Source organism: Kitasatospora sp. NBC_00374 (assembly GCF_041434935.1).
In the GTDB taxonomy this organism is placed as follows: domain Bacteria; phylum Actinomycetota; class Actinomycetes; order Streptomycetales; family Streptomycetaceae; genus Kitasatospora.
The window spans coordinates 2,475,225-2,496,985 of the sequence record NZ_CP107964.1; the positions used below are offsets into that span (position 1 = coordinate 2,475,225).

General features: G+C 72.8%; 29 protein-coding genes. 3 read left to right on the forward strand and 26 right to left on the reverse strand.

Going from position 1 to position 21,761, the window contains the following annotated elements; genetic code table 11:
- Positions 1–329: 329 nt before the first annotated feature.
- The 17 genes from OG871_RS11015 to OG871_RS11095 form a co-directional block, all read right to left on the reverse strand.
- Complete coding sequence (locus OG871_RS11015) at positions 330–1,070, reverse strand: VIT1/CCC1 transporter family protein (protein WP_371496388.1); 741 nt, start codon at positions 1,068–1,070, stop codon at positions 330–332.
- Between the two features lie 212 nt (positions 1,071–1,282).
- Positions 1,283–2,260, reverse strand: a complete 978-nt coding sequence (gene lgt / locus OG871_RS11020) for a prolipoprotein diacylglyceryl transferase (protein ID WP_371496390.1) — start codon at positions 2,258–2,260, stop codon at positions 1,283–1,285.
- Between the two features lie 119 nt (positions 2,261–2,379).
- Complete coding sequence (locus tag OG871_RS11025) at positions 2,380–3,237, reverse strand: DsbA family protein (protein ID WP_371496392.1); 858 nt, start codon at positions 3,235–3,237, stop codon at positions 2,380–2,382.
- A gap of 56 nt (positions 3,238–3,293) precedes the next feature.
- Positions 3,294–3,809 carry a MauE/DoxX family redox-associated membrane protein gene (locus OG871_RS11030; RefSeq protein ID WP_371496393.1) on the reverse strand — a complete coding sequence of 172 codons (516 nt, stop codon included), beginning with the start codon at positions 3,807–3,809 and terminating at the stop codon, positions 3,294–3,296.
- Positions 3,810–3,954: 145 nt separating this feature from the next.
- Positions 3,955–4,218, reverse strand: coding sequence for a hypothetical protein (locus OG871_RS11035; RefSeq protein WP_371496395.1), 264 nt, complete (start codon positions 4,216–4,218; stop codon positions 3,955–3,957).
- Between the two features lie 155 nt (positions 4,219–4,373).
- Positions 4,374–4,757, reverse strand: coding sequence for a DUF4180 domain-containing protein (locus OG871_RS11040; RefSeq protein ID WP_371496397.1), 384 nt, complete (start codon positions 4,755–4,757; stop codon positions 4,374–4,376).
- Positions 4,758–4,824: 67 nt separating this feature from the next.
- Entirely contained in the window at positions 4,825–5,259 is a 435-nt protein-coding gene (locus tag OG871_RS11045; protein WP_371496399.1) for a helix-turn-helix domain-containing protein, read from the reverse strand.
- Between the two features lie 167 nt (positions 5,260–5,426).
- Positions 5,427–6,236, reverse strand: coding sequence for a tryptophan synthase subunit alpha (gene trpA, locus OG871_RS11050; protein ID WP_371496401.1), 810 nt, complete (start codon positions 6,234–6,236; stop codon positions 5,427–5,429).
- A gap of 2 nt (positions 6,237–6,238) precedes the next feature.
- Positions 6,239–7,477, reverse strand: coding sequence for a tryptophan synthase subunit beta (trpB, locus tag OG871_RS11055; protein ID WP_371496402.1), 1,239 nt, complete (start codon positions 7,475–7,477; stop codon positions 6,239–6,241).
- Positions 7,478–7,536: 59 nt separating this feature from the next.
- Complete coding sequence (gene trpM / locus OG871_RS11060) at positions 7,537–7,686, reverse strand: tryptophan biosynthesis modulator TrpM (RefSeq protein ID WP_368666561.1); 150 nt, start codon at positions 7,684–7,686, stop codon at positions 7,537–7,539.
- A gap of 10 nt (positions 7,687–7,696) precedes the next feature.
- Positions 7,697–8,509 carry an indole-3-glycerol phosphate synthase TrpC gene (gene trpC / locus OG871_RS11065; protein WP_371496404.1) on the reverse strand — a complete coding sequence of 271 codons (813 nt, stop codon included), beginning with the start codon at positions 8,507–8,509 and terminating at the stop codon, positions 7,697–7,699.
- 238 nt (positions 8,510–8,747) lie between these two features.
- Complete coding sequence (locus OG871_RS11070; RefSeq protein WP_371496405.1) at positions 8,748–9,188, reverse strand: DUF2752 domain-containing protein; 441 nt, start codon at positions 9,186–9,188, stop codon at positions 8,748–8,750.
- A gap of 93 nt (positions 9,189–9,281) precedes the next feature.
- Positions 9,282–9,527 carry an HGxxPAAW family protein gene (locus tag OG871_RS11075; RefSeq protein WP_371496407.1) on the reverse strand — a complete coding sequence of 82 codons (246 nt, stop codon included), beginning with the start codon at positions 9,525–9,527 and terminating at the stop codon, positions 9,282–9,284.
- A 149-nt stretch (positions 9,528–9,676) separates the two neighbouring features.
- On the reverse strand, positions 9,677–10,279 hold the full coding sequence (locus OG871_RS11080; RefSeq protein WP_371496408.1) for a TIGR02234 family membrane protein: 603 nt from the start codon (positions 10,277–10,279) through the stop codon (positions 9,677–9,679).
- Between the two features lie 125 nt (positions 10,280–10,404).
- Positions 10,405–11,922 (reverse strand): anthranilate synthase component I, encoded by a 1,518-nt coding sequence (locus tag OG871_RS11085; protein WP_371496410.1) that lies wholly within the window; start codon positions 11,920–11,922, stop codon positions 10,405–10,407.
- A 45-nt stretch (positions 11,923–11,967) separates the two neighbouring features.
- Positions 11,968–12,342, reverse strand: a complete 375-nt coding sequence (gene hisI, locus OG871_RS11090) for a phosphoribosyl-AMP cyclohydrolase (RefSeq protein ID WP_371496411.1) — start codon at positions 12,340–12,342, stop codon at positions 11,968–11,970.
- 56 nt (positions 12,343–12,398) lie between these two features.
- Positions 12,399–12,872 carry a hypothetical protein gene (locus OG871_RS11095; RefSeq protein WP_371496413.1) on the reverse strand — a complete coding sequence of 158 codons (474 nt, stop codon included), beginning with the start codon at positions 12,870–12,872 and terminating at the stop codon, positions 12,399–12,401.
- A 117-nt stretch (positions 12,873–12,989) separates the two neighbouring features.
- Between OG871_RS11095 and OG871_RS11100 the strand changes: the two genes are divergently transcribed.
- Entirely contained in the window at positions 12,990–13,508 is a 519-nt protein-coding gene (locus OG871_RS11100) for a hypothetical protein (RefSeq protein ID WP_371496414.1), read from the forward strand.
- Between the two features lie 12 nt (positions 13,509–13,520).
- On the opposite strand, the gene OG871_RS11105 is transcribed toward OG871_RS11100, so the two are convergent.
- Positions 13,521–14,216 (reverse strand): ester cyclase, encoded by a 696-nt coding sequence (locus OG871_RS11105; protein ID WP_371496417.1) that lies wholly within the window; start codon positions 14,214–14,216, stop codon positions 13,521–13,523.
- A 107-nt stretch (positions 14,217–14,323) separates the two neighbouring features.
- Here OG871_RS11105 and OG871_RS11110 point away from each other — a divergent pair, with 107 nt between their 5' ends.
- Positions 14,324–14,959 (forward strand): TIGR03085 family metal-binding protein, encoded by a 636-nt coding sequence (locus OG871_RS11110; RefSeq protein ID WP_371496419.1) that lies wholly within the window; start codon positions 14,324–14,326, stop codon positions 14,957–14,959.
- A 145-nt stretch (positions 14,960–15,104) separates the two neighbouring features.
- A complete protein-coding gene (locus tag OG871_RS11115) occupies positions 15,105–15,884 on the forward strand; it encodes a VOC family protein (RefSeq protein ID WP_371496420.1) in 780 nt (259 codons plus the stop codon).
- A gap of 43 nt (positions 15,885–15,927) precedes the next feature.
- On the opposite strand, the gene hisF is transcribed toward OG871_RS11115, so the two are convergent.
- The 8 genes from hisF to hisD are packed head-to-tail and all read right to left on the reverse strand — an operon-like array spanning position 15,928 to position 21,682.
- The gene (gene hisF / locus OG871_RS11120) at positions 15,928–16,698 is read right to left on the reverse strand and encodes an imidazole glycerol phosphate synthase subunit HisF (RefSeq protein WP_371496422.1); all 771 of its coding nucleotides are present in this window, start codon (positions 16,696–16,698) and stop codon (positions 15,928–15,930) included.
- Positions 16,695–17,129 carry a RidA family protein gene (locus tag OG871_RS11125; RefSeq protein WP_371496424.1) on the reverse strand — a complete coding sequence of 145 codons (435 nt, stop codon included), beginning with the start codon at positions 17,127–17,129 and terminating at the stop codon, positions 16,695–16,697. Before OG871_RS11125 ends, hisF begins: the two co-directional genes overlap by 4 nt.
- Positions 17,126–17,851, reverse strand: a complete 726-nt coding sequence (gene priA / locus OG871_RS11130) for a bifunctional 1-(5-phosphoribosyl)-5-((5-phosphoribosylamino)methylideneamino)imidazole-4-carboxamide isomerase/phosphoribosylanthranilate isomerase PriA (RefSeq protein ID WP_371496426.1) — start codon at positions 17,849–17,851, stop codon at positions 17,126–17,128. The genes OG871_RS11125 and priA overlap by 4 nt, the downstream gene beginning before the upstream one ends.
- Before the next feature lie 20 nt (positions 17,852–17,871).
- The gene (gene hisH / locus OG871_RS11135; protein WP_371496427.1) at positions 17,872–18,507 is read right to left on the reverse strand and encodes an imidazole glycerol phosphate synthase subunit HisH; all 636 of its coding nucleotides are present in this window, start codon (positions 18,505–18,507) and stop codon (positions 17,872–17,874) included.
- 25 nt (positions 18,508–18,532) lie between these two features.
- Positions 18,533–18,685: a hypothetical protein gene (locus OG871_RS11140; RefSeq protein WP_371496429.1), complete on the reverse strand. Its 153-nt coding sequence runs from the start codon at positions 18,683–18,685 to the stop codon at positions 18,533–18,535.
- Positions 18,682–19,275, reverse strand: a complete 594-nt coding sequence (gene hisB, locus OG871_RS11145; protein WP_371496431.1) for an imidazoleglycerol-phosphate dehydratase HisB — start codon at positions 19,273–19,275, stop codon at positions 18,682–18,684. Before hisB ends, OG871_RS11140 begins: the two co-directional genes overlap by 4 nt.
- Positions 19,276–19,280: 5 nt before the next feature.
- Entirely contained in the window at positions 19,281–20,378 is a 1,098-nt protein-coding gene (locus OG871_RS11150) for a histidinol-phosphate transaminase (RefSeq protein ID WP_371496433.1), read from the reverse strand.
- Positions 20,375–21,682 (reverse strand): histidinol dehydrogenase, encoded by a 1,308-nt coding sequence (hisD, locus tag OG871_RS11155; RefSeq protein WP_371496435.1) that lies wholly within the window; start codon positions 21,680–21,682, stop codon positions 20,375–20,377. The genes OG871_RS11150 and hisD overlap by 4 nt, the downstream gene beginning before the upstream one ends.
- Positions 21,683–21,761: the final 79 nt, after the last annotated feature.

The following is a 21,761-nucleotide window of genomic DNA, read 5'->3' on the forward strand; positions in this document are numbered from 1 at the left end:
ACATAATCCGCAGGTCAGACGCCGTTTCCAGTGGGTTGCCCAGGGCTGGGGAGACAGGCCCTGCTCCGCACGCTGCCACCAGTGTGCCCGGCCGAACCGGGTGTGAAACAGGGGCGAAATGCCCCGTCCACATGACCGCGACAGGCCCGCCTGGGAATCCATCCCGACAGACGGTCGGCGGGATGGGAATCCTCGGACTGTTGCGCCTGCGGGCGAGCCTAGGACAGGCACCGAGCGGCACCCATGTGCGGAACATCACGCATCCCGCGGCATAACCATGCAACCTCATGTGTCATCGCACAGACCCGCCTCGGACGGGTACCGCGAGGTCAGCCCACGTGGCCGCCGATCAGATGGCCGAGCAGGAAGGTCACCCCGGCGGCGGCGCCGCCCAGCACGAGCTGGCGCAGCCCGCTGAACCACCAGCTGCGGGCGGTCACCCGGGCGACCACCGCGCCGCACAGGAACAGGCCGACCGACGCCACGATCAGCGCCGGCCACAGGGCCGTCGCACCCAGCAGGTACGGCAGCAGCGGGAGCAGCGCGCCCACCGCGAAGCATCCGAACGAGGAGGCCGCGGCGACCAGCGGCGAGGGCAGGTCGGCCGGGTCGATGCCCAGTTCCTCCCGGGCGTGGACGGCCAGGGTCCGCTCCGGGTCCACCGAGAGCTGCCGGGCCACCTCGTGGGCCAGCGCGGGCTCCACCCCCTTGGCGACGTACAGCTGGGCCAGCTCGGCCAGCTCGCCCTGCGGGTTGCGGTGCAGCTCCAGGCGCTCGGCCTCGATCTCCGCCTCGACCAGTTCCCGCTGGGAGGCCACCGAGGTGTACTCCCCCGCCGCCATCGAGCAGGCGCCGGCGGCCAGGCCGGCCAGGCCCGTGATGATCACCGCGGTGCGGCCGATGTCGCCGCCGACCACGCCGGTCATCAGCGCGAGGTTGGAGACCAGGCCGTCCATCGCGCCGAAGACGGCGGGGCGCAGCCAGCCGCCGTTGACGTCGCGGTGGTGGCCCTCGTGGGGTATCCGCGGCGGCTGGTGGTCGGCGGTCTGTTCGGTGATGGTCACGGTCATGGTGCTGCACGGCCTTCCGTCGAGCGTCCCTCCCCCACCGGCCGCGGCCGGGTACGACAAAGTGCCGTGAACCGGGCTGCGCGCAGGGCTCTCACTGCTCGACGTTAGCCATCTGACCTGCGAGTTTCCAGCAAAGTAAGGCTGTCCGAACATGGCTTCGGCCGCCTGCGCCGAGGTGGGCGCAGACGGCCGGGAGACCGGACAACGGCAGGTCAGGTGGGTCGGTCGGAGTTCTTGCCGGACTTCTCGGGTGCGTCGGCCGGCTCGGCGGACGCGTCCGGTTCCGTCAGGTCGGCGGGCCCGTCGGCGGCGGTGGCCGCGGACTCGGGCTCGGATTCGCTCGCGGCCTCGGCCTCGGCCCGGGCCGCCGGGTCGATCGAGTCCGGGGCCTCGCGACCGGGGTGCTTCCTGCCGACGATCACCAGGTAGGCGACGGCGCCGACGAAGAGCAGGATCGCGGTCCAGTCGTTCAGGCGCAGGCCGAGCATGTGGTGGGCCTCGTCGATCCGCAGGTACTCGGTCCAGAACCGGCCCACCGTGTAGGCGGCGACGTACAGCGCGAAGGCGCGGCCGTGGCCGAGGGTGAAGCGGCGGTCGGCCCAGATGACCAGCAGCGCGACGCCGACGCACCACAGCGACTCGTAGAGGAACGTCGGGTGGTAGGTGCCGGTCGTCACGGTGCCGTCCGGCAGCACCTTGTCGATCTCCAGGCCCCAGGGCAGGGTGGTCGGCTTGCCGTACAGCTCCTGGTTGAACCAGTTGCCCCAGCGGCCGCAGGCCTGCGCCAGCGCGATGCCGGGGGCGATGGCGTCGGCGTAGGCGGGCAGCGGGACGCCGCGGCGGCGGCAGCCGATCCAGGCGCCGACGGCGCCGAGCGCGATCGCGCCCCAGATGCCGAGCCCGCCCTCCCAGATCTTGAAGGCGTTCCAGGGGTTCTTGCCGTCACCGAAGTAGAGCTGGTGGTCGGTGATCACGTGGTAGAGCCGGCCGCCGACCAGGCCGAAGGGTACGGCCCAGACGGCGATGTCGCCGACGGTGTGCTTGGCGCCGCCGCGGGCGACCCAGCGCTTGCTGCCGAGCCACACGGCCACGACGACACCGATGATGATGCAGAACGCGTAGGCGCGCAGCGGGACGGGCCCCAGGTACAGGACGCCCCGCGACGGGCTCGGAATGTAAGCGATATCCATGGCAGGGTCGACGCTACCGTGTCGCACCCGCCACTCCGGCACCGCCGGCGGTCACAGCTTGGCCAAACACGGCGCCGCCGCACCCCGGCCCGGGGGTGCGGCGGCGCGCGGTGGCCGGCTCAGGGGGACGGCGGGGTGTTGCTCTCGGCCGCGGTGCTGGTCGGCGCGGGGCTCTGGCCGTTCGGGCCGGGGCTGCCGAGCGGCTTGCCCGCGTTGGCCTCGTCGACCCACTGCACCAGCGTCTCGGGGCTGATCTGGTCCTCGCCCTTCTTCGGGTAGATCGGTGCGCCGTTGAGCAGCACGGTCGGGGTGGACTTGTAGCTGGACTTGTCGAAGTCCTGCTGCACCGCCGACACCCAGTCGCCGTACTTGTTGTCGTTGACGCAGGCCTCGAAGACGGGCGTGTCCAGGCCGGGGACCTTCTTGGACAGCTCGATCAGGGTGGCCTTGTCGCCGAAGGAGTCGCTGGTCTCGTCCGGCTGGTTGCGGTAGAGCACGTCGTGGTAGTCGCGGAAGTGGCCCGCGTCCTGGGCGCAGGCGAGGGCGTTGGCTCCGTACTTGGAGCCCTTGCCACCGAGCGAGCGGTCGATGAAGGACACCACGTGGTAGTTGACGAACAGCTTGCCCTGGTCTTCCAGCTGGTCGATGGTGGGCGAGAACTGGCGTTCGAACGTGCCGCAGGCGGGGCAGCGCGGGTCCTCGTAGACGGTGAGGACGGCGGGTGCGTTGGCCGGGCCGGCCGGGAGCACCAGGCTCTTGTCCCCGATCGCCCCCGCGGGGGCGGCGACCGGGGTCTCCGGCGTGGAGCGCTGGTTCTGCACCACCACGCCGACCACCACGGCGACGGCGATCACCGCGAGCACCGCCCCACCGATCACCAGCTTCTTCTTGCGCTTGTCGCGCGCCTCCTCGGCCGCCCGCGCCTCACGCATCCGATCGCGGGCGTTGCGCTTGCCTTCACGGTTCTTGTCACTCATGGGTGCTGTGTCCAAAGGGGGGATCGGGTCACCGGGGGTGGGTGGCTCGCGCCGGCCTAAGCGGCGAGCCAGGCGTCGGCCGAGAGCTTCGTCCGGGGCCGGAAGATCAGCCAGACGGCCAGCAGCAGGAAGCCGGAGTCGCGCAGGATCTCCTGCAGGTACTCGGTCTTCGAGGCGTCCACCGTGCCGCCGCCGCCGAAGCAGCCGCAGTCGATGGAGATGCCGCGCGCCCAGGCGGAGGCGATCCCACCGATGAAGGCGAGCAGCAGCAGGGCGGAGATCGCGGCGACGATGCGGGTGCCCAGGCCGATCAGCAGCAGGACCGCGAGGGCCAGCTCCAGGAACGGCAGGCCGTAGCCGACCGGCTTGACCAGCGACTCCGGCAGGATCTCGTACGCCCGGACGGCCTGCGCCGCCTCGGCCGGGTCGGAGATCTTCGCGAGCCCCGCCCAGGCCCACACCACGGCCAGGGCCAGCCGGACCACCAGACCGAACCACTCGGCCGGCTCTCCGTCCACCGCCCGGCGCAGCCGCGAACCCGCGCCCGCCTCGACGGTCTGCTGACTGGCCATCAGGGGATCCCCTCCTGCGATCGCCGCCGCTGCCCAGCGGCCCCGGCGTCCTGCCTGATGAACCGTAGGGGAAAAGGGAGAGTTCCTCCAGTTTCAGCAGTTAAGCCGAATGAGTGAGGAAAGGCGGTCATATGTCCGATTGAACTTACGGCTTGCGCGGAGCGCAGCGATTCTGGCGGGCGAGCTCGTCGAGCGGCCGCCGCCCGTCCGGCAGCGAGCGGTCGGCCCGCGACGGGGCCTGCGCCATCAGCCGGGCCGCCTCCCCGCACAGGTACGCGTCCTGCCTGGCCCGCTCCTCCCCGCGCCTGGCCAGCGCCTGCTCCACGGCCGCGTCCACCCCCACGCAGGCGCTCAGCGCGAGGGCGGCGGCAGCGGCACGGAGCAGGACGGAGCGGTGCAGGCACGGCACGGGCAGCCCTTTCGCGGAGCCTGGTTGTTCGAACAGCGCACGAACCGTGAAGGTCCGGGAGCACCGGGGACTCGTCCCTCCGCTCAACGCCGGTCAACCGTCGCCGATGCGTGTCGGCTCCGCTGTTCACCCGTTCGGGCTGCCCGGCCCGCGGTTCACCCGCCGCGGCGCCCGGTCCGCGTCAGCCGGCCGCCGAGCTGCGCGAGGTCCTCGACGAACCAGACCCGGCTCCCCTCGTTGCACTCGCGGACGAAGTCCCGCAGTGCGGTGCCGCTCTCCAGGTGCCGCCCGATGTCCCCCAGAACGGCAAGGCCCAGGCGGTAGTTGGCGAACTTCTGGACGATCTCGCCGGCCAGCCGGGTGCGCAGCCGGAAGAAGTCGTCGGGGAGGCGCTCGACCGGAACGGCGACCCAGTGGGCACCGAGGCCGAACGCCTCGCCGATGAGGTCCAGGGCGTCCTGCTCCCCCGCCAGCGGAGGTCCGCCGGGCGCGCAGAGCAGGACCGGGGTGCCGTCGAGGTCCTGCAGGGTCTGGGTCATTCGAGGCGGGTCCTCTCGCGGGTCGGGTCGGTCGGTCGGTCGGCCGGTCAGCAGGCCGGTCAGCAGGTCAGTCGGTCAGCAGGGCGATCAGCCGCAGGACCTCGGCGCTGTCCTCCAGTCCGCCGATCACGATGATCTTCAGGCTGGCGCGCTCCTCGTCGTGGACGGTCTCGACCCGCAGGGGCTCGCCGCCCCGTGCCCGGCCGCCCAGGGAGGCGGTGAGCAGGGTGGTCAGGCGGTCCACCGTCGCCCGGTCGATCGCGTCGATCCGCACGACGCCGGTCACCTCGCTGTGCCGGGCACCCGGCGCGGGGGAGGGCGACGGCGCCTCGACGGGCCGGCCGGTGAGGGCCTCCAGGTCCTGTCTGGCGATCCGGTACTGCTTGCCGATCCGGACGGCCTTCAGCCGCCCGTCCCGGACATAGCCGCGCACCGTCCGCACGTGCAGCCCCAACAGCTCGGCCACCTGCTCCACCGAGTACAGCTCCTGCGACACGGTCATCTCCTTCTGATTCCCAAAACATACCTGATGCACGGCCAGAAAGGGAAGGATAGGGAGTGAAAGGGAGGACTGAGGAGGCGGAAACGACGAACGGCCCGCCGGCACTCGCGGGTGGGCGAGGGCCGACGGGCCGTCAGCGGTGGAGCGGGTGGGTCAGGGCGGGTGGGTCAGCGGCGGCGGACGCCCTCCGCCAGTTCCGCGGCCAGTTCGCGGACCGCCGCGAGGGCGGCCCGCTCGTCACCGTCCGCGTCCAGGATCCGCTGGACGAAGGCCGAGCCGACGATCACGCCGTCCGCGAAGCGGGCGACCTCGGCCGCCTGGTCGGCGTTCGAGACTCCCAGGCCCACACAGACCGGCAGGTCGGTGGTGGCCCTGGTCCTGGCCACCAGGTCCTCGGCGAGGTTGCCGACCGCGGCCCGGGTGCCCGTCACGCCCATCACGGCGGCGGCGTAGACGAAGCCCGAACCGGCGGCGGTGACCTCGGCCAGGCGCGGGTCCTTGCTGCTCGGGGCGACCACGAAGACGGTGTCGAGACCGTGCTCGCCCGCCGCCTTGCGCCACTCGTCGGACTCCTCGACCGGCAGGTCGGGCAGGATGCAGCCGGCTCCCCCGGCGGCCGCCAGGTCGGCGGCGAACCGGGCCACGCCGTAGCGGTCGACCGGGTTCCAGTACGTCATCACCAGCACCGGCGCGTCGGTCTGGGCGGACACCTCGGCGACCGTGCGCAGCACGTCCTTGATCTTCACACCGGCCCGCAGGGCGATGTCGTCGGCGGTCTGGATGGTCGGGCCGTCCAGCACCGGGTCGGAGTGCGGCAGGCCGACCTCGACGATGTCGCAGCCACCGTCGATCAGCGCGCGGACGGCCGCGATGCCGCCCTCGACGGTCGGGAAGCCGGCCGGGAGGTAGCCGATCAGGGCGGCCCGGTCCGCGGCCCGGACGGCCGCGAGGGTGGTGCTCAGCTTGGTCTGCGTCATGGTCACTTGCCCCCGTCGGCGGCGTTGTCGTCGTAGAGGCCGAAGTACTGCGCGGCGGTGTGCATGTCCTTGTCGCCGCGGCCGGAGAGGCTGACCAGGATGGTGGCCTCCGGGCCGAGCTCCCGGCCGAGGACCAGGGCGCCGGCCAGCGCGTGGGCGCTCTCGATGGCCGGGATGATGCCCTCGGTGCGGGACAGCAGGCGCAGCGCCTGCATCGCCTCGTCGTCGGTCACCGGGCGGTACTCGGCGCGGCCGGTGTCCTTCAGCCAGGCGTGCTCGGGCCCGACGCCGGGGTAGTCGAGGCCGGCCGAGATGGAGTGGCTCTCGATGGTCTGGCCGTCCTCGTCCTGCAGGACGTAGGTCCGCGAGCCGTGCAGCACGCCCGGGTCGCCCTTGGTCAGGGTGGCGGCGTGCCTCGGGGTCTCGGCGCCCTCGCCGGCCGCCTCGCAGCCGATCAGGCGCACGCCGGCGTCCGGGATGAACTCGTGGAAGATGCCCATCGCGTTGGAGCCGCCGCCGACGCAGGCGACGACCGCGTCGGGCAGCCGGCCGGTGCGTTCCAGCACCTGCTCGCGGGCCTCGATGCCGATCACCCGGTGGAAGTCGCGGACCATCATCGGGAACGGGTGCGGGCCCGCGACGGTGCCGAACAGGTAGTGGGTGGAGTCGACGTTGGCGACCCAGTCGCGGAACGCCTCGTTGATGGCGTCCTTGAGGGTGCGGCTGCCGGACTTCACGGCGACGACCTCGGCGCCGAGCATCCGCATCCGGGCGACGTTGAGCGCCTGGCGCTCGGTGTCCACCTCGCCCATGTAGATGGTGCAGTCGAAGCCGAACAGCGCGCAGGCGGTCGCGGTGGCCACGCCGTGCTGGCCGGCGCCGGTCTCGGCGATGATCCGGGTCTTGCCCATCCGCCGGGTGAGCAAGGCCTGGCCCAGCACGTTGTTGATCTTGTGCGAGCCGGTGTGGTTCAGGTCCTCGCGCTTGAGCAGGACGCGCGCGCCGCCCGCCTCGGCGGAGAAGCGGTGGACGTCGGTGAGCGGGCTGGGGCGGCCGGTGTAGTCCTTGAGCAGGGCGTCGAGCTCGGCGGCGAAGGCCGGGTCGGCCTTGGCCTTCTCGTACTCGTCGGCGACCTGCTCGACCGCGGCGACCAGCGCCTCGGGGATGAAGCGCCCGCCGTAGGCACCGAAGTAGCCGCGGGTGTCCGGGACCTGGAGGCCCGGCCGGTGGTTCTCGGACATGGAGAAGTCCTTGAGGTGAAGGGGATGGCGTGCGGTGACGTCTGGCGGCGACCCGGTGGTCAGCCGTGCGTCCTTCGCCATCGGCGCCCCGGCACCTGCCCCGGCTCGCACCCGATCACGTACCGCACCCGGCGGCCCAGCACCCGGCGTGCGGGCGCGCGGCAGCCGCGCGGGCGGCAGCCGGGGGCGAGACGGGAGGCGAGTGACATGGTGTGCGGGTCAGCCCCGCCCGTTGTTGCGCAGGGCCGGATGGGCACCGGCGGCGACCAGGTCGGCCACGGCGGACTTCGGGTCCTTGCCGGTCACCAGGGACTCGCCGACCAGGACCGCGTCGGCCCCCAGGTTGGCGTAGGAGATCAGGTCGTGCGGGCCGCGCACACCGGACTCGGCGACCTTCACGATGTGCGCCGGGATCGCGTCCACCACGTTGCCGAAGGTGTTGCGGTCCACCTCGAGGGTCTTGAGGTTGCGGGCGTTGACCCCGATGATCCGGGCGCCGGCGTCGACCGCGCGGGCGATCTCCTCCTCGTCGTGCACCTCGACCAGCGGCGTGAGGCCGATCGACTCGGCCCGCTCGATGAGCGAGACCAGGGCCGGCTGTTCGAGCGCGGCCACGATCAGCAGCGCGAGGTCGGCGCCGTGGGCGCGGGCCTCCCACAGCTGGTACGCGGTGACGATGAAGTCCTTGCGCAGGAGCGGGGTGTCGACCGCGGCGCGCACGGCGTCGAGGTCGGCGAGCGAGCCGCCGAAGCGGCGCTGCTCGGTCAGCACGCTGATCGCGGCGGCGCCGCCGGCCGCGTAGTCCGTGGCCAGGGCGGCCGGGTCTGCGATGGCCGCCAGCGCGCCCTTCGAGGGGCTGGAGCGCTTGACCTCGCAGATCACCCGGACACCGTCGCCCCGGAGGGCGGCCACGCCGTCCTTGGCCTCGGGCGCCTTGGCGGCGAGCTCCTTGAGCTCGTCCAGGGAGACCCGGGCCTGTCGCTCGGCGAGGTCCTCACGGACCCCGTCGATGATCTCGTCGAGCACACTCACGCGAGCGCCCCCATCATTCTGCTGGCTGTGAGCCGGCAAGGGTCGTGCCCTGCCGGGTCTTGCAGTAGGTCTGACCTCGGGTGCGATTCGCACGGATCGGTGAGAATCCTGTGCTTCCACGCCCCCGTCGGCCCTTCGATGGTATCGGGCGCAGGGGGCGCGAAGCGCATCAGACCGGCTCGCGTCTCGCGGAGCGGACCTCCTGTGCGCCGTTCCGTGCGCCGGTGTCGCGGCCCGGTCAGATGATCGGGGGCGCCAGTGCGACCCCGGGAGGAAGGTTCCGCAGCACGGTGAACGCGACCAGCAGCAGCACCAGCAACACCGTCTGCCGCAGGCCGAACGACACCCTGGGCGTGGGCCCGCCGCTCAGCGCCGCCCACATCCAGCGCAGCCAGAACACCGCGAGGACCGCGGCGAGCACCAGCACCAGCACGTTGTCGTGGGCCGCAGTGTTGAGATCGCCCCTGGTGAGCGCGTGCACACAGCGCAGCCCGCCGCAACCGGGGCACCACCAGCCGGTGGCCAGGAGCACCGGACAGGTCGGGTAGTGGCCCGGGGCGCCGGGATCGACCGCGGCGACGTACACGGTCGGGATGCCGACCGTCACCAGGGCGGCCAGCGGCCGACCGAGCCGGCGGAGCGGGGACCCCTTCGGGGCCGGGGCTGCGGGAGCGTTCACGCAGCAGATTGTGCCCGCCGGACGGGCCGGGCGGAGGAACGCGGAACGGCGGGCGTGGCGCGCCCGCCGTTCGGCCGTACGAGCTCTGCGCGGTCAGGCGGTGACCGGGGTGCGCTCCTCGGTCGGGGTCGGCGCGAAGTTCTGGCTGGGCTGCTTGCCCATGCCCGCCATCGACATCGCCTTGCCGACGACGCCGGCGGCCACGACGACCACGAGACCGGCCCAGAAGAGCGGGATGCTCGGAATGATCATCGCGACACCGCTGACGGTGAAGCCGATGAAGGCGATGGTCACGCCGGTCCAGGCGGCGGGAGTGTGGCCGTGCGCTGCTGCCGACATCTGCTGGTGCTCCTTGGTTCTCCGGGTCCCGGGCGGGCGGCCGCGTGGCGCTCGGCGGGTTGACGCCTTCCATTGTGCCGGGCGGCTACACGTACACCCAAAGGGGGGCCCGGTAGCCCTCGTCACACCCGTCCGGGTGTTGACGCGGGTCAGCCGGTCGGGTCCTCGCCGCGGTCCAGCGCCTTCCACAGGTCGGCCGGGGAGTCCGCCGCCCGCGGCACGGCGGAGGCCTTGCGGGTGGGAGCGTCGTAGCGGGCGCCCATGGCCGGCCAGTGCCGGCCGGAGCGAACGGTCAGCGCACCGGCCAGAGCCAGCAGCACCCCGCCCGCCAGGGCCACCCAGGGCCACCCGGAGTGGCTGATCTGCTGCGCCTGCGCGTCGGCCAGCGCGAGCTTGCGGGCCGCCTCGGCGTGCAGGCCCGCGGTGTCGGTGGCGCCGAGCACCGCGCCCGCCGCCGCGCCGAGCCCGGCCAGCACCGTCAGCACGCCGACGGCCGCCCGCGCCCTGCCCCGCACCGCGAAGACCGCCACCGCGGCGGCCAGCGCGACCAGCGCCAGGCCACCGGGAAGACCGGTCAGCGTGCTGCCGGTCGCGCTGATCTCCAGCCGCCCGCCGTCCAGACCGGTCACGGCCCCCCGGGCCCAGGTCCGCCCGACGGCGGTCAGCACCAGGACGGCGCCGAGCGCGGTGAGCAGCAGCATCAGCGCGAGGCTGCGGCGGTCGGTGGGACGGGGAGCGGTCTGTACGGTCACCCGTCCACTATCCCTGACGCACCGGGCCGTCCGGTCGGGCGGGGTCCCGGGGGAAGCCGTCGGTGCGGATCACGAGCGCCGTCACGCCGTCCGCCTCCCTCCCCGCCTCGGTGGCTCGGCTGTGCTCACGACAGCGGCGCGCGCAGGGTGTTGGCGGTGGCGACGGCGCGCAGGACGGCGGCGGCCTTGTTGCGGCACTCGGCGTCCTCGCTCGCCGGGTCGGAGTCGGCGACCACGCCCGCGCCGGCCTGGACGTAGGCGGTGCGGTCGCGGATCACGGCGGTGCGGATGGCGATCGCGGTGTCCGAGTCGCCGGCGAAGTCGAGGTAGCCGACGCAGCCGCCGTACAGGCCGCGGCGGGTGGGCTCCAGTTCCTCGATGATCTGCATCGCGCGCGGCTTGGGCGCCCCGGAGAGGGTACCGGCCGGGAAGCAGGCGGTGAGCACGTCGAAGGCGGTCCGGCCGGCCGAGACCCGGCCGGTGACGGTGGAGACGATGTGCATCACGTGGCTGTAGCGCTCGATCGACATGAAGTCGACCACCTCGACGCTGCCCGGCTCGCAGACCCGGCCGAGGTCGTTGCGGCCCAGGTCCACCAGCATCAGGTGCTCGGCCCGCTCCTTGGGGTCGGCGAGCAGTTCGGCGGCCAGCTCTGCGTCCTCGTGCGGGGTGGCGCCGCGGTGCCTGGTCCCGGCGATCGGGTGCACCATCGCCTCGCCGTCGGTGACCTTGACCAGCGCCTCCGGGCTGGAACCGACCACGTCGAAACCGCCCTCCGCGGTGCCGTCCGGACCGGGGAAGCGGAACAGGTACATGTACGGGCTGGGGTTGGTGGTGCGCAGCACCCGGTAGACGTCCAGGGCACTGGCCGGGCACGGCGCCTCGAACCGCTGCGAGGGGACGACCTGGAAGGCCTCGCCCGCCCGGATCCGCTCCTTCACCTCTTCGACGGCCTTGCGGTACGGCTCGCCGCCGAAGGGTGACCGGGCGTCAGCGGCGGTCGGGGTGAAGGTCGCCAGGCCCGGGTCGACCGGGCGGCCGAGGTCGGCCTCCATGGCGTCCAGCCGGGCGACCGCGTCCGCGTAGGCCTCGTCGGCGCCGGTGGCGAGGTCGTTGTGGTTGACCGCGTTGGCGATCAGCACCACGCTGCCGTCGACGTGGTCGAGCACGGCCAGGTCGGTGGCCAGCAGCATGGTGAGCTCGGGGAGCTTCAGGTCGTCCGGGGTGAGGTTCGGCAGCTTCTCCAGCCGGCGGACGACGTCGTAGCCGAGGTAGCCGACCAGGCCGCCGGTGAGCGGCGGGAGGCCGTCGTCGGCGTGCCGGGGGGTGTGCAGGGTGGCGAGTGCGGCGCGCAGCACCTCCAGCGGGTCCCCGGTGGTGGGGATGCCGACCGGGGGTGCGCCGAGCCAGCGGGCCCGGCCGTCCGGGTCGACGGTGAGGGTGGCGGCGCTGCGCACGCCGACGAAGGAGTAGCGGGACCAGCTGCGGCCCTGCTCGGCGGACTCCAGCAGGAAGGTGCCGGGCCGCTCGGCGGCGAGGCTGCGGTACACGCCGATCGGGGTGAGGCCGTCCGCCAGGAGCCGACGGGTGACGGGGATGACCCGGGTGTCTGCGGCGAGCTTGCGGAAGGCCTCGAGGTCCATGGGGTTCGGCACCGTTCGGGGTAGGCGGACTGACGTGGGGACAGATTACCGAGCGAGCGGCAGGGCGTCGGCGTCGAAGCAGGTCCGGTCGCCGGTGTGGCAGGCGGCGCCGACCTGGTCGACCTTGACCAGCAGGGTGTCGCCGTCGCAGTCCAGGGCGACGCTCTTGACGTGCTGGAGGTGGCCCGAGGTGTCGCCCTTGACCCAGTACTCGCGGCGGCTGCGGCTCCAGTAGGTGCAGCGCCCGGTGGTGAGGGTGCGGTGCAGCGCCTCGTCGTCCATCCAGCCGAGCATCAGCACCTCACCGGTGTCGTACTGCTGGGCGATGGCGGGGAGCAGGCCGTCCTCGGTGCGCTTGAGGCGGGCCGCGACGGCCGGGTCGAGGGCGGTGGTGCCGGGGGCGGCGGGCGTGGTGGACATGGGTCCCATTGTGGCAGCCGGGGCGGGACGGCCGGATCGAGGACGGCGGCCCGCGCTCACGCCGGGCTCTCGCAGCCGTCCGGCCACACCACCTGGACGAACAGGCCGGCCCGCTGCGCGGCCTCGACCACCCTGGCCGGCTCGGTGCCCGGCCGGCCGTCCCAGACCGCGATCAGCTCGTCGATCATGCCGACCAGCGCCCGGCAGGTGTCGTCGCCCGGTCCGCCGACCTCGACGGGGGCGAGCCGGTGCACCGCGGTCGCCCGGTCGAGCAGGCGGTGCCCGGGCCGGTTGCCGGCCGCGTCCGCGAAGGTGCCGGCCCGGGCGGCGCTCGCCGGGACGATCGCCTCGATCCTGCCGCCGTGGTCCAGTACCGCCTGGGCGAACCAGCTCTCCGGGCCCGGCGCGAGGCGGCCCACCCCGACCAGGTCGTAGGCACCGAAGGTGGTCACCAGCTGCCAGAGCTCGCCCCTGACCAGCATCTCGGTCAGGTCCGACAGGCCCTCGTGCCCGATGATTCCGACGCGCATGGAAGATCTGACCCCTCGTCTCGGGGCCGTGCCGCCGCCAGCGTATAGGGAATCGCCCGAACCACTGACGGCGGCGGCCTGGCCCGGACACAATGGCTGCGAGTCGAGGGGGTAGCCGTGCGGCAGCGGCGCGTGGTGGCGACGGCGGTCGCCGTGGTGGTGCTGGTGGTCGGGGCGGCCGTCCTGTTGTGGCCGCAGGACGGCCACCGGGTGGCCGGGCCGCCGCCACCGTCGGCCTCGCTGACGGCGACGGCGAGCCCGAGCCCGAGCCCGTCGAAGGTGTTGCCCTATCCCTTCTTCGTTCCGGGCACCTGTCTGGACCACCCGCAGCTGAGCGAGACGGTCACCCGCGCCGAGGCGCGGCCCTGCGAGGGGTCGCACGACGGCGAGGCGATCGCCGACGTGGTCCTGCCGGACGGGATCACCAGTGACGCCGGGATCGGCCGGGCCCTGCGCGAGCTGTGCACGGCGCCGGTGGCCGAGTGGCGGCAGCGCCAGGGCGGCGACGGCCCCTACTACGGCTTCCCGCTCGGCCCGTACCTGCAGTACTACCAGCAGGGCATGCACGAGGCGACGTGCACGCTGACGGCCAGCGACCGGCAGGGCGGCCGGAAGCTCACCGGCCACCTGCGCTGACGGTCCGCCGGGTCAGCTCTCCGGCATCATGCCCATCTGCTGCATCATCGCCACGGAGTCCCAGCTCCACCAGCCCTCCTTGACCATGCCGTCCTCGAACCGCCAGATCGTCATCCCGTCGGCCTCGATGGTCTTGCGGGTGGGCGCCATGCCCATGTACTCGCCGATGTGGGTACCGCGCCAGGTCCATCGGGTGGCCACCTGGTCGCCTTCGGCGAGCTGGCTGTGGATGTCGAACGTGAAGTCGAAGGCCTTGCGGTAGCCCTCGATCATCGCCTTGACGGCCGCCGGGCCGACCGTGTCGCCGTCCATCGACGGGTCGTGGTCGCAGTAGTCCGGCGCGAGCAGCTCGTCGATCGGGGACATGTCGCCCATCGCGGGGTTCATCAGCAGCCTGCGGGCGGCCTCCTTGTGCAGCTGGTCGTCGCGGACCAGGTCGAGGTTGGTGAAGGTGGGCGGCTCCTGGCAGAGCGCCACCATCTCCCGGAATATCCGGTCGGTCTCCGGCAGCCCGGAGTTGCGCATCGCCGCCTCGTACGAGGGGAACTCGACGATCTCCACGATGTGCCGGCCGTCCGCCCGGTCCGTGCCGACCATCGCGTGGGTTGCGGTGCGCCTGCCCTGGGTCTGCTCGATCCAGGTGTCCATCAATCGGTTGAGCTCGTCCGGCTGCTCCGTGCGACACTCCACGATCTGTACAAAGGTCATCGCTACCTCCCGAGGTAGCCCCCCTGGTTCGGCGTCCGCCGATCGCACTGCCTCCCACTCTCCTCCCGCCCCACCACCGCCACAAGGCGCGCCCTAGGGTGGGCGGCATGGCGAGGTATGCGCGGGTGGAGCGGGAACGGCTGGCGGGGCTGCTGGCCGAGGCGGGGCCGCAGGCGGCGACGCTGTGCGGCGGGTGGCGCACCCGGGAGCTGGCGGCGCACCTGGTCCTGCGGGAACGGCGGCCGGACGCGGCGGCGGGGATCCGGCTGAAGGCGCTGGCCGGCTGGAACCGGCGGGTCCAGGCCGGATACGCCGAGCGGCCGTACGAGGAGCTGGTGCGGATGTTCCGCGAGGGGCCGCCGCGGCTGTCGCCGTTCGCGCTGCCGGGCGCGGACGAGGCGGCCAACGTGGTGGAGTACTTCGTCCACGCGGAGGACGTCCGGCGGGCCGGTGCGGGCGGGCCGGCGCCGGTGGAGCCGGGCCTGGCCCAGGCGCTGTGGCGGCGGCTGCCGTCGCTGCTGCGGTTCGAGGTGGGCCGCCGGCTGCCGGTCGCCCTGGTGCTGGCGCGGCCGGACGGGCAGCGGGTGGAGCTGGCGCATCCGACCGGGCCGACGGTCGAGATCACCGGCGAGCCGGGTGAGCTGGTGCTGTTCGGGTACGGGCGCGGGGCGCACGCCGAGCTCGCGGTGAGCGGGGCCGAGACGGCCGTCGCGGCGCTGCGGCGGGTACGGCCGCTGCCCTGACACCGCCGACGCGGCCCGGTTTCGGCGAGTTGTCAGTGGGGTGTGCCAGCCTGTTGGCGCCGGGCAGCACCGAGGCGCCGCGCGCGTGCGCAGCCCTGCCCGGCCGCAGGTCCCGTTCCCGGCCCGTCGAAGGAGCACAGACCACATGCTCAGCACCGACCACACCCCCGGCGCCCCCAACTGGCTCGACCTCGGCAGCCCGGACATCGAGGCCGCCGCCGCCTTCTACGGGGCGGTGTTCGGCTGGTCGTTCCAGTTGGCCGGCCCGGAGGCGGGCGGCTACGGCTTCCTCCAGCAGGACGGCCGGACGGTCGCCGCGATCGGCTCGCTGACCGAGGGCGCGACCTCGGCCTGGACGGTGTACTTCCACGCGCCGGACGCCGACGCCGCGGTCAAGGCGACCGAGCAGGCCGGCGGCACCGTGCGGGTGCCCGCCTTCGACGTGATGGATGCCGGCCGGATGGCCTGTCTCACCGACCCGGCCGGCGCGGAGTTCGCCGTCTGGCAGCCGGCGGCGGTCCTCGGCCTGGACGCCGTGACGGTGCCCGGCAGCCTGTGCTGGGCGGAGCTGCACTCCGGTGACCCGGCGGCGGCGCTCGCCTTCTACCGCACGCTCTTCGGCTGGCGCGACGAGGAGGTGGAGGTGCCGGGGATGACGTACACGGTGCTGTCGGCCGCCGAGGGCGACCAGCGGGAGGCCTCGTTCGGCGGTATCGCCCCGCTGCAGGACGACCACCAGCCGCCGCACTGGCTGCCGTACGTCGAGGTGGCCGACGTGGACGCGGTGGTCGAGCGGACGCAGGGCACCGGCGGCTCGGTGGTGATGCCGGCGACGGACGCTCCCGGGATCGGCCGGATGGCCTGGCTTGCCGACCCGTTCGGTGCCCGGTTCGCCGCCATCACGAGCGTCCCGCCGCAGTCCTGACCGCCCCTCCTGCGGTGCCCCGGGCCGGGGGCACCGCAGGAGGTCAGCGGACGGGGTGGCCAGCCTCCCGGAGGGCGTCCTTGACCTGGTCGATCCGCAGGTCGCCGAAGTGGAAGACGCTGGCGGCGAGCACCGCGTCGGCGCCGGCCTCGACGGCCGGGGCGAAGTCGGCGAGCTTGCCCGCGCCGCCGGAGGCGATCACCGGGACGGTGACGGCCTTGCGGGCGGCCCGGATGATCTCCAGGTCGTAGCCGTCCTTGGTGCCGTCCGCGTCCATCGAGTTGAGCAGGATCTCCCCCGCGCCCAGCTCGGCGGCGCGCACGGCCCACTCGATCGCGTCCATCCCGGTGCCGCGGCGGCCACCGTGCGTGGTCACCTCGAAGCCGGACCCGGTGACGGTGCCCTCGGGGCAGCGGCGGGCGTCCACCGAGAGCACCAGCACCTGGCGGCCGAACCGCTCGGCGATCTCGCGGACCAGTTCGGGTCGGGCGATCGCGGCGGTGTTGACGCCGACCTTGTCCGCGCCGGCCCGCAGCAGCTTGTCGACGTCGTCCACGGTCCGCACGCCGCCGCCGACGGTGAGCGGGATGAAGACCTGCTCGGCGGTGCGCCGCACCACGTCGTAGGTGGTGGCCCGGTCGCCGGAGGAGGCGGTGATGTCGAGGAAGGTCAACTCGTCGGCGCCCTGGGCGTCGTAGAGCTTGGCGAGCTCGACCGGGTCGCCCGCGTCGCGCAGGTTCTGGAAGTTGACACCCTTGACGACCCGACCGGCGTCGACGTCCAGACAGGGGATGACTCGTACGGCGAGGGTCACTGCTTGCCTTCCAAGGAGGTTGCCAGCCCGGGACGGTAGGCCTCGATCTCGATCTCGACCATCATCCGGGAGTCGATCAGGCCCTCCACCACGACCATGGTCGAGACCGGTCGGATCGTGTCGAAGAGCTGCTTGTGCGCCCGGCCTGCCTCGTCGCAGTCCCGTACGTGCGTGAGGTACATCCGGGTGCGGACCACGTCGGCGGCCGAAAGGCCGTACTCCGCAAGGGCCTTGAACGCCACCTCGAAGGCGGCGAGGGTCTGCCGGTACGGGTCGCCCTCGTGGTGCACCATGCCGTTCTCGAACGCGGTGGTGCCCGCCACGAGGACGGTGTCCCCGACCGCGACGGCTCGGGAGAATCCGAACTGCTCCTCCCAGGGGGAGAATCCGGTCACTCGGTGCGATCGCGGCGCGGCCGGGGTCTCACTCATCGGGACACTGCCTCCAGGGCCTCTTCGAGGGTGAACTTCTGCTCGTAGAGGGCCTTGCCCACAATCGAACCCTCGACACCTTCCGGGACGAGGGTCGCGATGGCGCGCAGGTCGTCGAGCGAGGAGACCCCGCCGGAGGCGACCACGGGCCGGTCGGTCGCGGCGCAGACGTTGCGCAGCAGCTCCAGGTTGGGGCCGGTCAGGGTGCCGTCGCGGTTGACGTCGGTGACCACGTAGCGGGCGCAGCCCTCGGAGTCGAGGCGGGCGAGGACCTCGTAGAGGTCGCCGCCGTCGCGGGTCCAGCCGCGGCCGCGCAGGGTGGTGCCGACCACGTCCAGGCCGACCGCGATCTTGTCACCGTGCTCGGCGATCACCTTGGCGACCCACTCCGGGGTCTCCAGGGCGGCGGTGCCGAGGTTGACCCGGGTGCAGCCGGTGGCGAGGGCGGCGGCCAGCGAGGCGTCGTCGCGGATGCCGCCGGAGAGCTCGACCTTGATGTCGAGGCGGCCGGTGACCTCGGCCAGCAGTTCGCGGTTGGAGCCGGTGCCGAAGGCGGCGTCCAGGTCGACCAGGTGCAGCCACTCGGCGCCGGCGTTCTGCCAGGCCAGGGCGGCGGCGAGCGGCTCGCCGAAGGAGGTCTCGGTGCCGGAGGCGCCCTTGACCAGTCGGACGGCCTGGCCGTCGCGGACGTCGACGGCGGGGAGGAGTTCGAGGCGGCTCATCGGTAGGACAGGCTCCTGGCTCAGAGGGTGTTGACCCAGTTGGTCAGCAGGGCGGCGCCGGCGTCGCCGGACTTCTCGGGGTGGAACTGGGTGGCCCAGAGCGGGCCGTTCTCGACGGCCGCGACGAACGGCTGCCCGTGCGTGGTCCAGCTGACCAGCGGAGCGGCGATGCTCTTGTTGGTCACCTGCAGCTCCCAGTTCCGCACGCCGTAGGAGTGCACGAAGTAGAAGCGGGTCTCGGGGTCGAGTCCGGCGAACAGCCGGCTGCCCTCGGGGACGTCCACGGTGTTCCAGCCCATGTGCGGGACGATCGGCGCGTCCAGCGGCTCGACCGTGCCGGGCCACTCGTCGCAGCCGGCGGTCTCGACACCGTGCTCGACGCCCCGCTCGAAGAGGATCTGCATGCCGACGCAGATGCCGAGCACCGGGCGTCCGCCGGCCAGCCGGCGGCCGATGATCACGTCACCGCGGACCTCCTTCAGCCCGCGCATGCAGGCCTCGAAGGCGCCGACGCCGGGGACGAGCAGGCCGTCCGCGTTCAGCGCCGTCTGGAAGTCCGAGGTCACGGTGACGTTCGCGCCGGTGCGCTCGACGGCCCGCTGGGCGGAGCGCAGGTTGCCGGACCCGTAGTCCAGCACGACGACGTTCTTGGCCATCAGGGTTCTTCGTCTCTTCCGGTCTCTAGAGGCGCATGACGCCGGAGGCGAGGCACAGCACGGCACCGATCGCGAGGACCGCGATCAGGCTCCTGGACTGCTTCTGCTTCCAGAACGAGTACACGCCGCCGGACAGGAAGAGCCCGGCGATGATCAGCAGTGTTGCGGACTTGCTCACAGCGCACCCTTGGTCGAGGGGAGGATGCCCTCCGCGCGCGGGTCGCGCTCGGAGGCGTAGCGCAGGGCACGCGCGAGGGCCTTGAACTGGCACTCGACGATGTGGTGCGCGTTGCGACCGTACGGGACGTGCACGTGCAGGGCCACCTGCGCCTGGGCGACGAACGACTCCAGGATGTGCCGGGTCATCGTGGTGTCGTAGCTGCCGATCATCGGCGCCATGGACTCGGGCTCGGTGTGCACCAGGTACGGACGGCCGGAGAGGTCCACGGTGACCTGGGCGAGCGACTCGTCCAGCGGCACGGTGCAGTTGCCGAAGCGGTAGATGCCGATCTTGTCGCCGAGCGCCTGCCTGAAGGCGGCGCCGAGCGCGAGGGCGGTGTCCTCGATGGTGTGGTGGGTGTCGATGTGCAGGTCGCCGTCGGTCTTCACGGTGAGGTCGAAGAGGCCGTGGCGGCCGAGCTGGTCGAGCATGTGGTCGTAGAACCCGACGCCCGTGGAGATGTCGGTCTTGCCGGTGCCGTCGAGGTCGATCTCGACCAGGACCGAGGTCTCCTTGGTGGTGCGCTCAACGCGGCCGGTACGGGACATGCGGGTTACAGCTCCTTGATGGAATAGCGGACGGCGTCGAGGAAGGCGTCGTTCTCCGCGGGGGTGCCGGCGGTGACGCGCAGCCATCCGGGGACCCCGTTGTCCCGGACCAGGACGCCCCGGTCGAGGATCGACTGCCAGACCGCGTGGGTGTCGTCGAAGCGGCCGAACTGGATGAAGTTGGCGTCGGAGTCGGTGACGTCGAGGCCGAGCCCGCGCAGCGCGTCGACCAGCCGGTCGCGCTCGGCCTTCAGCTGCTCGACGTAGCCGAGCAGGGTGTCGGTGTGCTCCAGGCAGGCCAGTGCGGTGGCCTGGGTGACGGCCGACAGGTGGTACGGCAGCCGGACCAGCTGGACGGCGTCGACCACGGCCGCGTCGGCCGCCAGGTAGCCGAGCCGCAGGCCGGCCGCGCCGAAGGCCTTGGACATGGTGCGGGTGACCACCAGGTTGGGGCGGCCCGCCAGCAGCGGCAGCAGCGAGGCGCGGTGCGAGAACTCGACGTACGCCTCGTCCACGATCACCAGGCTCGGCCCGGCGGCCTGCGCGGCCTCGTACAGCGCGAGCACCGTGTCGGCGGCGACGGCGGTGCCGGTCGGGTTGTTCGGCGAGCAGACGAAGACCACGTTCGGCCTGCGCTCGGCGATGGCCCGGGTGGCCGCGTCGAGGTCGATGGTGAAGTCCGGGTTGCGCGGCCCGGAGATCCACTCGGTGCCGGTGCCGCGGGAGATCAGCGCGTGCATCGAGTACGAGGGCTCGAAGCCGATCGCCGTCCGGCCCGGGCCGCCGAAGGTCTGCAGCAGCTGCTGGAGGACCTCGTTGGAGCCGTTGGCCGCCCAGACCTGCTCGCGGGTGCGGGCGAAGCCGGTGGTGCGGGTCAGGTAGGCGGCCAGGCCCTCGCGCAGCTCGACCGCGTCCCGGTCCGGGTAGCGGTTGAGCCCGCGGGCGGCCTCGGCGACCCGCTCGGCGATCCGGGCCACCAGCGGCTCGGGCAGCGGGTACGGGTTCTCGTTGGTGTTGAGCTGCACGGGGACGTCCAGCTGCGGTGCGCCGTACGGGGACTGGCCGCGCAGCTCGTCCCGGATGGGGAGATCGTTCAGGTTCACGTACCGGGTACCGTCCAGTCGAAGCGGGCCTTGATCGCGTCGCCGTGGCCGGGCAGGTCCTCCGCCTCGGCCAGGTTGACCACGTGCGCGGCGACGTCGGCGAGCGCCTCGCGGGAGTAGTCCACGACGTGGATGCCGCGCAGGAAGGACTGCACCGACAGGCCGGAGGAGTGACAGGCGCAGCCGCCGGTCGGCAGCACGTGGTTGGATCCGGCCGCGTAGTCGCCGAGCGAGACCGGCGAGTGGGGGCCGATGAAGATCGCACCGGCGTTGCGCACCCGGGCGGCGACCGCGCGGGCGTCGCGGGTCTGGATCTCCAGGTGCTCGGCGGCGTAGGCGTTCACCACCGCGAGGCCCTGCTCCAGGTCGTCGACCAGCACGATGCCGGACTGCCGGCCGCCGAGCGCCTCGGTGACCCGCTCGCGGTGCTTGGTGGTGGCGACCTGCGCCGCCAGCTCGGCCTCGACGGCCTCGGCCAGCGCGAGCGAGTCGGTGACCAGCACCGAGGCGGCCATCGGGTCGTGCTCGGCCTGGCTGATCAGGTCGGCGGCCACGTCGCGGGGGGCGGCGGTGTCGTCGGCGAGGACGGCGATCTCGGTCGGGCCGGCCTCGGCGTCGATCCCGATCCGGCCCTTGAGCAGGCGCTTCGCGGCGGCCACGTAGATGTTGCCCGGGCCGGTGACCAGGTTGACCGGCGCGCACTCCTCGGTGCCGTAGGCGAACATCGCGATCGCCTGGGCGCCGCCGGCCGCGTACACCTCGGTGACGCCGAGCAGCGCGCAGGCCGCCAGGATGGTCGGGTGGACGCTCCCGCCGAAGTCCCTCTGCGGCGGCGAGGTGACCGCGATGCCCGCGACCCCGGCCTCCTGGGCCGGCACCACGTTCATCACCACGGAGGACGGGTAGACGGCCAGGCCGCCCGGCACGTACAGGCCGACCCGGTCGACCGGCACCCAGCGCTCGGAGACCGTGCCGCCCGGCACCACCTGGGTGGTGTGGTCGGTGCGGCGCTGCTCGCGGTGGACCAGGCGGGCGCGGCGGATCGACTCCTCCAGCGCGGCCCGGACCTTCGGGTCCAGCGCCTCCAGGGCGGCGTCGATCCGCTCCGGGGCGACCCGGGTGCTCTCCAGCTTCACGCCGTCGAACCGCTCGGTGATCTCGATCAGCGCCGCGACCCCGCGATGGCGTACGTCCTCGCAGATCGGCCGCACCTTCTCCAGGGCGGCTTCCACGTCGAACTCGGCACGGGGCAGCACGTCGCGCAGGTCCGAGGAGGAGCCGCGCAGGTCGATTCGAGAGATCACAGGGCCAAGTGTAGGGAGTGGCCGAAATCGACGGTCGCGCATTTCAGTCCGTGATACGAAAGCCGAGACGATTCGCGAT

What these genes read in the sequence shown, in the direction of transcription:
- OG871_RS11075 (WP_371496407.1), bottom strand. Translation starts at nt 9,527, where the DNA reads ATGTCGGCAGCAGCGCACGGCCACACTCCCGCCGCCTGGACCGGCGTG.
- hisI (WP_371496411.1), bottom strand. Translation starts at nt 12,342, where the DNA reads ATGTCCACCACGCCCGCCGCCCCCGGCACCACCGCCCTCGACCCGGCC.
- OG871_RS11125 (WP_371496424.1), bottom strand. Translation starts at nt 17,129, where the DNA reads ATGAGTGAGACCCCGGCCGCGCCGCGATCGCACCGAGTGACCGGATTC.
- trpA (WP_371496401.1), bottom strand. Translation starts at nt 6,236, where the DNA reads ATGACGCAGACCAAGCTGAGCACCACCCTCGCGGCCGTCCGGGCCGCG.
- OG871_RS11025 (WP_371496392.1), bottom strand. Translation starts at nt 3,237, where the DNA reads ATGAGTGACAAGAACCGTGAAGGCAAGCGCAACGCCCGCGATCGGATG.
- OG871_RS11085 (WP_371496410.1), bottom strand. Translation starts at nt 11,922, where the DNA reads ATGGACCTCGAGGCCTTCCGCAAGCTCGCCGCAGACACCCGGGTCATC.
- OG871_RS11105 (WP_371496417.1), bottom strand. Translation starts at nt 14,216, where the DNA reads ATGACCTTTGTACAGATCGTGGAGTGTCGCACGGAGCAGCCGGACGAG.
- lgt (WP_371496390.1), bottom strand. Translation starts at nt 2,260, where the DNA reads ATGGATATCGCTTACATTCCGAGCCCGTCGCGGGGCGTCCTGTACCTG.
- OG871_RS11095 (WP_371496413.1), bottom strand. Translation starts at nt 12,872, where the DNA reads ATGCGCGTCGGAATCATCGGGCACGAGGGCCTGTCGGACCTGACCGAG.
- hisH (WP_371496427.1), bottom strand. Translation starts at nt 18,507, where the DNA reads ATGGCCAAGAACGTCGTCGTGCTGGACTACGGGTCCGGCAACCTGCGC.
- priA (WP_371496426.1), bottom strand. Translation starts at nt 17,851, where the DNA reads ATGAGCCGCCTCGAACTCCTCCCCGCCGTCGACGTCCGCGACGGCCAG.
- OG871_RS11045 (WP_371496399.1), bottom strand. Translation starts at nt 5,259, where the DNA reads ATGACCGTGTCGCAGGAGCTGTACTCGGTGGAGCAGGTGGCCGAGCTG.
- trpB (WP_371496402.1), bottom strand. Translation starts at nt 7,477, where the DNA reads ATGTCCGAGAACCACCGGCCGGGCCTCCAGGTCCCGGACACCCGCGGC.
- hisB (WP_371496431.1), bottom strand. Translation starts at nt 19,275, where the DNA reads ATGTCCCGTACCGGCCGCGTTGAGCGCACCACCAAGGAGACCTCGGTC.
- OG871_RS11015 (WP_371496388.1), bottom strand. Translation starts at nt 1,070, where the DNA reads ATGACCGTGACCATCACCGAACAGACCGCCGACCACCAGCCGCCGCGG.
- OG871_RS11115 (WP_371496420.1), top strand. Translation starts at nt 15,105, where the DNA reads ATGCTCAGCACCGACCACACCCCCGGCGCCCCCAACTGGCTCGACCTC.
- OG871_RS11030 (WP_371496393.1), bottom strand. Translation starts at nt 3,809, where the DNA reads ATGGCCAGTCAGCAGACCGTCGAGGCGGGCGCGGGTTCGCGGCTGCGC.
- OG871_RS11110 (WP_371496419.1), top strand. Translation starts at nt 14,324, where the DNA reads ATGGCGAGGTATGCGCGGGTGGAGCGGGAACGGCTGGCGGGGCTGCTG.
- trpM (WP_368666561.1), bottom strand. Translation starts at nt 7,686, where the DNA reads ATGTCACTCGCCTCCCGTCTCGCCCCCGGCTGCCGCCCGCGCGGCTGC.
- OG871_RS11040 (WP_371496397.1), bottom strand. Translation starts at nt 4,757, where the DNA reads ATGACCCAGACCCTGCAGGACCTCGACGGCACCCCGGTCCTGCTCTGC.